This window comes from Enhygromyxa salina (assembly GCF_002994635.1).
Taxonomy (GTDB): domain Bacteria; phylum Myxococcota_A; class Polyangia; order Nannocystales; family Nannocystaceae; genus Plesiocystis; species Plesiocystis salina_B.
Map to the genome: position 1 here is coordinate 40,262 of NZ_PVNL01000039.1, position 6,154 is coordinate 46,415.

Below are 6,154 nucleotides of genomic sequence, written 5' to 3' on the forward strand. Positions count from 1 at the left end.
GGCGGAGTTGTGGATCAGCGCTTGGACGACGCCGCGCCCTCGAGCGGAGCTTGCGTCGCGGCCGGCTGCGGATCCGTGCCGCCGAGATCGAGCTCGAGTTGGGCGTCGAGCGCGGGCGACCAGGGGATCAGCACGAACTCGTAGGTGCGGGTCTCCGCGCCGCGTCCGCTCTGGCTGGGCTTGCGAACCTTGCGACACACGAACCCGTTGGGGGTCAGGCGGCGGCGCTGCATCAGCCGCCAGATCGCAAGCTCGACCTCTTGCTCGGGCCCGCCATCGGCGACGAGGTGGTCGACGATCTTGCCCATCGTCACGCCGGTCTTGGCGTGGGCTTCGACGATCGCAAGCACCGCGTCCTGGAGCTGGTCAGCCATGGCGCGGCGAGCATGGCCCGTGCGGTCCAGACTGACAAGGGCAGCCGCCGCGCTCGCCGAATCCGGGCCTCCTGGCGAACGTCGAGAACCGTTGGGTGGTCAGCGGCCGCGGGGTAGCATCAGATCGCATGCGCGCGTGGTCGTCACTGTTGGTCTGCCTCACGCTTGCGACGTCGCTGATCGCGTCGCCTGGCTGCAGTGGCCACCCGCCCACGACGGCGCCGGCGAGCTCGCCGATCGAACCCGAGCCGGGCGGCCTCGTCAGCGTTCACCCGGGCATCAACGACCGCTACTTCGAGGACGACGCGGTGAAGGTCTGGACCGACACGCTCGAGGCCGAGCGGCGCGAGGTGATCGCCGAGCGCGATCAGATCGTCGCCGCGCTCGAGCTCACGCCGGGCAGCACGATCGCGGACATCGGCGCGGGGACGGGAGCGTTCTTGGCCGCGCTCAGCGCTGGCGTGGGCGAGGCGGGCACGCTCCTCGCGATCGAGATCGTCCCGGTGTTCGCCGCCCACCTGCGTGAGCGGGCCAGGGCCGAGGGCCTGTCCAACGTGGTGGTCGTCGAGGCGAGCGCGACCGATGTCGGGCTCGAACCCGACAGCGTCGACCTCTTGTTCATGTGCGACGTCTATCATCACATTGAGTATCCCGGCGTGTATCTGCCGACCCTGTATCGCGCGCTGCGACCGGGCGGGCGGCTGGTGATCGTCGAGTTCGATCGGATCCCCGGCAAGACCTCCGAGCGCATGATGAAGCACGTGCGCCAGGATCAGGCGACCCTCACCGCCGAGGTCACGGCCGCAGGGTTCGTGCTCGACCACGAGATCGAGCAGGTCCCGCTCGACGAGAACTACATGTTGGTGTTTCGCAAGTGACCGCAATCGCCCGCCCGCACGCCCCACGCCCGCACGGACGGGGTGCGGAACCCGTGACGCGTGCAGTCTGTCGCCCCGCGCCGCTCGAGTTGTTCCGGGGCGGCCGTCACCGTCTATAGTGGCGGTCGTGGACCGAGCGCTCAGCGATCCTCTCGAGCGCGCGCTCGCACCGGTCGATCGCCTACGGGTCCGCCTGCTCCGGGCCACCATGCCGGTCTCGAGTCGTCTGGCGGGCGCCCGCGAGCTGCGGGTCGCGGTGATCGGTGTCTCGGTCGTGATCGTGGCGCTGCTCGCCAGCTTGATCGCGCCGCTGTGGATGCTGGCGCTCGGACCGATCGTGCTCGGGGTCCCGCACCTGCTCGCGGATCTTCGCTACTGTGTAGTCCGACCGGGGTGGCATCGTGACCGGAGGCTGTGGCTCACGGCCGCGGCTCCGCTCGTCGGAGTGGGCCTGGGGGCACCACTCGAGTATGGCTTGCTCGGCGTGGCTGCGAGCGCGCTCGTCATTGATGGGGCGTGGGCTCGCCGGATCGCCGTGGTGGTTGCGGCACTCGGGCTCGGCGTTGGCGTCCGCGCGCTCGGGTCCACCGCCGATCTGATCTTCGCGCACGCACACAACTTCGTCGCGGTCGGGTTGTGGGCGGCCTGGCGGCCGCGCGAGGGCAAGCTCCACCTCGCGGTGTTGGGTGCGTTCGTGCTCGTGAGCGCTGCCCTCAGCCTGGGGTTGGGCGACTTCGTGTGGTCCGCGGGGCTCGCCGCTGGCGTTCCAGCGGGCCTCGACGCGCGGACTCATGTCGCGACCTTGGCCCCGGGCTTGGGGCAGCCGTGGGGGCTTCGCCTGGTGCTGCTCTACTGTTTCGCCCAGTCGGTTCACTATGGCGTGTGGCTGCGCCTGGTGCCCGAAGATGACCGCGACCGTCCGACGCCGCGCTCGTTTCGGGCCAGCTATCGGGCGCTTTGCGGCGAGCTGTCGCCGTGGTTGCTCGGGCTGTTCACGCTCGCGGCGATCGGCTTGGCGGTCTGGGCGTGCGTGGATCTGACCCAGGCGCGGACGGGCTACCTGCGCTTCGCTCGGTTTCACGGCATGCTCGAGCTGACCGCGGTGGGGCTGTTGATCGTCGGCGGCCGGCGAGGCTGAGGGGTAGAACGTGGTTTTTCGAGCACGGGATCGGTGCGACCGATACACTTGGGCCGATGCACGGGATCACGGCCCTCTCCACCTGCTTGTTCACAGTTCTTCTGATGGGGAGCTCGGCGGTTGCCCTCGCCGACGAGCCACCGGCGCGCGAGAAGAAGGAAGAGAAGTCCAGCGGCTGCTCGGTCGCGGCCGAAGACAACGCCGTGATCGGCCTCGCGGCGGCGGTGTTGCTGATCTCGGGTGTGGGTCTGCGTCGACGTTCGTAGGATTTTTGGGGCTCGGCTTTCGATCTGGCCCAATCCACTTCGTGGGGCGGGCTGTCGGTGGCTTTGGTCGGCAAGTGTAGTGAACTAGGCGCTCGCCACTGTTGCAAGATCGGGCATCACATTTAATATAACGCCTGGGTGAATGCTCATGGTATACAGCGACCAAGGTGCACTCATGAAAGTGGCGTTTTTCGTCATTCCCACGTTGCTGTTCTGCGTACTCGGCTGCGAGGTCGAAACCGAAGGCGAGGGTCAACTGCGGGTCGCGCCCGGCGAGAGTGACAGTGACAGTGACGAGGGCATGGACGACGCCGGCGAGTCGGAGACCGGCGAGGAGCCGGAGCCGACTGCGCTGCGGATCGTGCTGGGGGGAGACGGCTCGCAGTTCGTCGGCAACACCCTCAATGCCTTCGCCGGGGGCAATTATGACGGCATGCTGGTGTCGATCTACATCGACCCGGTCTCCTCTCACTACGAGTGGCGGCGCTTTCATGGCGGGGCCAAGAACGACGACATCCGTGACCTCGACATCGACGCGAATGGGCGGATTTGCGGATCCGGGTGGACCACGTCCGTGAACCTGCCCGTGACCGTGAACGCGCCTCAGTCCGCCTTCGGCGGTGGGACCCGCGACTTGTTTGTTGGCTGCTGGAGCGCGGAGGGTTCGCTACAGTATTCGACGTACCTCGGTGGCAAGCTGGCGGAGCTCACCGACACCGCGCTCACCTTGTCCGCCGATGGCACGCCGCTCGTGACCGGCTCGACGTTGTCGGTCAACCTCGCAACCACGGCGACGGCTCTGCAAGGCGCTGCCCCGGCGGGCGCCAACGGGCTGGTGTTCGACTACGGTCCGACGGGGGTGATCAACTGGGGTAGCTACCTCGGGGGCGCGGGCACCGACTCGGTCGGTCTGCACAGTGACCTCGGGCCCAACGACGAGGTCTGGATGATCGGCACGAGCGACTCGGCCGACTTTCCGGTCACCGATGGTTCGCTGCTCGAGGGCGGGCTCGACAGCGTCGTCGCGCGGATCTCGGCCAACGGCGCGACGCTGGAGCTGGCGACGCTGCTGGGCGGCAGCGCGGGTGACTACGGGAAAGCGATCGTCGCGCTGCCCGACGGGACCGCGATCACCTGCGGCAACACCTACTCGGAAGACTTTCCGGTCAGCTTGGGGGCTGTGCAGACCATGCATGGTTCGCAGCAGCAGGAACCGAACTATGATGTGGTGCTCTCGCACCTAGACAGCGACGGCAGCGTGCTTGCGGCGACGTACCTCGGCGGCGAGGGGTTTGATGTGTGCTCGTTCATCGACGTCGATGGCGAGGGCAACGTGTATGTGGCCGGCTGGACCGACGATGTGCTGGATTTTCCGCTGACTACAGATCAGTCGGTGTTTGGGGCGTTCGATCCGAATAGTCAGGTCGGGTTCTTGGCCAAGCTCGACCCCGAACTCGAGGTGCTCGAGTATGCTGTGCGGACCAGGTCCGCGCGGGGGATGGATGTGCTCGACGACGGGCGGGTTGTCTTGCTCGCGCCGGAGAACCCTGGGTTGGCGGTGACTTCCAACGCGATCGTTGGGGAGACGGGTAACGCGTTGGTCGTGTTGGAGGCCGATGGGTTGACGCCCGAGTATGCGGGGTACGTCATGGGGGAGGGTATGGGTGTGAAGGTGCTGCGTGCGCGTGCGCTGCCCTGAAGGGCACGGGCGTTCGGTGTTGGTAGGGCTCCGGGAGGGACGCCCGCAGGCTCTCGAGCCGGTTTGGCGCTCGCGCTTCGGCGCGGCGCTATCATGGCGCTCATGCCGAACATCGGAACCCAGGCCGAGGCAACTCGGGTCGTGCAGCCAAAGGACACGGCCAAGCACCTGTTCGACCACGCAGGCGAAGCGTTCCCGGAGGTGCTGGCGACGGCGACCATGATCGCGCTCATGGAGCTCGCGGCTGCGCGGGTTTTGCTGCCGCTACTCGAGCCCGGACAGCTCTCGGTTGGGGTCGGCGTGAACGTGAAGCATCTCGCCGCGACGCAGGTTGGCGTGGAGGTGCGGGCCGTGGCGACGTATCTTGGGGCTGAGGGGAAGCTGCATCGGTTCAAGGTTGAGCTGGTCGATGATGGTGGGGTCGCGGGTGAGGGGGAGCATACTCGCGCGATCATCGACGAGGCGCGGTTGCTCGCTGGGGCGGCGGCGCGCGGGAAGGGTGGTCGATGAGGAGGTGGGGGACTCTGAGGCTGGGCTGGCGCTCTTGACGCGTGGTCGGTCAGGTCCCCTGGAGACTCCCAGGCAGGTTCGGGGCGGGTGCCTTGCCGCCTCCGCGGAGACTCTCAGACAGTTCAGAGCGCCCCGGTCCGGTTCGGCGCGGGGGGGTGGTAGACATGCGCCCATGAGCGACCTGCTCGAGTGCATCGAGATCAACCCCCCGTCCGACGCCGCTACCGCCTCCGTGATCTGGCTGCATGGCCTCGGCGCCGACGGCCACGACTTCGAGCCCATCCCGCCGCTGCTCGGACTGCCCAACACACGCTTCATCCTGCCCCACGCGGACCGCCGACCCGTGACGATCAACGGCGGGTTCGTGATGCGAGCCTGGTACGACATCCTGTCGCTCGACTTCAAGGGTGTGCGCGAGTCGGAGTCGGACATTCGTAAGTCACAGGCGCAGATCGAGGCGCTCATCCAGCGTGAGCGTGATCGCGGGGTGCCGAGCGAGAGGATCGCGGTGGTTGGTTTCTCGCAGGGCGGAGCGATGGCGCTGCACGTGGGTCTGCGCTGGGGTGAGCCGCTTGCGGGGGTGATCGTGCTTAGTGCGTATTTGCTGATGACGGACAAGGTCGCGGTGGAGCAGTCGGCGGCGAACGCGACTACGCCGATGTTGTTCTGCCACGGTACTCAGGATCCGATGGTGCCGATGTGGTTGGGGAAGGCTGCTCATGATCAGGTTGAGGCGTTGAACCCTGCGCGGCCGATGGAGTGGTTTGATTATCCGATGCAGCACGCGGTGTGCCCGGAGGAATTGGCTGAGATCGCTCGGTTCTTGCACGCTCGGCTTGGGTAAACCGGGCAACCGGGCTCCGAGTCCTGATTTTGGTCTTTCGATCAGGTTCGTTTTGTTCGATTCACCTTCACCGGGCAACCGGGCAACCGGGCTCCGAGTCCTGATTTTAGTCTTTCGATCAGGTTCGTTTTGTTCGATTCACCTCCACCGGGGGACTGAGGACGGCGGGGGCGCAGAGCGGGCCCAGAATCCGGGCTTGATCTTTAGATCAGGCACCGGGGACACTTCCCGCAGGCTGCAGCAGAAACACTGCAAACGTCGCGTTCGCGGGCCGACATCTCCTGCGTGGCTATCTCCAACGCGCAAAAACAAGCCAGTGCCGCCCGTCGGGCGGAAAATCGAGCCCGCGGCCAAGCCCGCCCCCACGCGCGGGTTCGCGCTCGGCCGATCCATCCCCACAGCAGCTACAAGGTCACCAAGCGTTGCCTCGAGCGCCGACTGTTCC

General features: G+C 66.9%; 7 protein-coding genes. 6 read left to right on the forward strand and 1 reads right to left on the reverse strand.

Going from position 1 to position 6,154, the window contains the following annotated elements; genetic code table 11:
- Window positions 1-14 precede the first annotated feature (14 nt).
- Window positions 15-374 (reverse strand): hypothetical protein, encoded by a 360-nt coding sequence (locus ENSA7_RS08340; protein WP_106088687.1) that lies wholly within the window; start codon window positions 372-374, stop codon window positions 15-17.
- 128 nt (window positions 375-502) lie between these two features.
- On the opposite strand from ENSA7_RS08340, the gene ENSA7_RS08345 reads away from it, so the two are divergent.
- From ENSA7_RS08345 to ENSA7_RS08370, 6 genes are all read left to right on the forward strand, one after another.
- Window positions 503-1,252 carry a class I SAM-dependent methyltransferase gene (locus ENSA7_RS08345; protein ID WP_106088688.1) on the forward strand — a complete coding sequence of 250 codons (750 nt, stop codon included), beginning with the start codon at window positions 503-505 and terminating at the stop codon, window positions 1,250-1,252.
- A gap of 127 nt (window positions 1,253-1,379) precedes the next feature.
- Window positions 1,380-2,390, forward strand: coding sequence for a hypothetical protein (locus tag ENSA7_RS08350; protein ID WP_146157468.1), 1,011 nt, complete (start codon window positions 1,380-1,382; stop codon window positions 2,388-2,390).
- 104 nt (window positions 2,391-2,494) lie between these two features.
- Window positions 2,495-2,656: an MYXO-CTERM sorting domain-containing protein gene (locus ENSA7_RS43360; RefSeq protein WP_181233457.1), complete on the forward strand. Its 162-nt coding sequence runs from the start codon at window positions 2,495-2,497 to the stop codon at window positions 2,654-2,656.
- 175 nt (window positions 2,657-2,831) lie between these two features.
- On the forward strand, window positions 2,832-4,355 hold the full coding sequence (locus tag ENSA7_RS08360; protein WP_106088691.1) for an SBBP repeat-containing protein: 1,524 nt from the start codon (window positions 2,832-2,834) through the stop codon (window positions 4,353-4,355).
- A gap of 102 nt (window positions 4,356-4,457) precedes the next feature.
- Window positions 4,458-4,865 (forward strand): thioesterase family protein, encoded by a 408-nt coding sequence (locus tag ENSA7_RS08365; protein WP_106088694.1) that lies wholly within the window; start codon window positions 4,458-4,460, stop codon window positions 4,863-4,865.
- A 172-nt stretch (window positions 4,866-5,037) separates the two neighbouring features.
- Window positions 5,038-5,709, forward strand: coding sequence for an alpha/beta hydrolase (locus ENSA7_RS08370; RefSeq protein ID WP_106088692.1), 672 nt, complete (start codon window positions 5,038-5,040; stop codon window positions 5,707-5,709).
- Window positions 5,710-6,154 lie beyond the last annotated feature (445 nt).

Coding starts and splice junctions, on each gene's coding strand:
- ENSA7_RS08340 (WP_106088687.1), bottom strand. CDS start 374: ATGGCTGACCAGCTCCAGGACGCGGTGCTTGCGATCGTCGAAGCCCAC.
- ENSA7_RS08345 (WP_106088688.1), top strand. CDS start 503: ATGCGCGCGTGGTCGTCACTGTTGGTCTGCCTCACGCTTGCGACGTCG.
- ENSA7_RS43360 (WP_181233457.1), top strand. CDS start 2,495: ATGGGGAGCTCGGCGGTTGCCCTCGCCGACGAGCCACCGGCGCGCGAG.
- ENSA7_RS08360 (WP_106088691.1), top strand. CDS start 2,832: ATGAAAGTGGCGTTTTTCGTCATTCCCACGTTGCTGTTCTGCGTACTC.
- ENSA7_RS08365 (WP_106088694.1), top strand. CDS start 4,458: ATGCCGAACATCGGAACCCAGGCCGAGGCAACTCGGGTCGTGCAGCCA.
- ENSA7_RS08370 (WP_106088692.1), top strand. CDS start 5,038: ATGAGCGACCTGCTCGAGTGCATCGAGATCAACCCCCCGTCCGACGCC.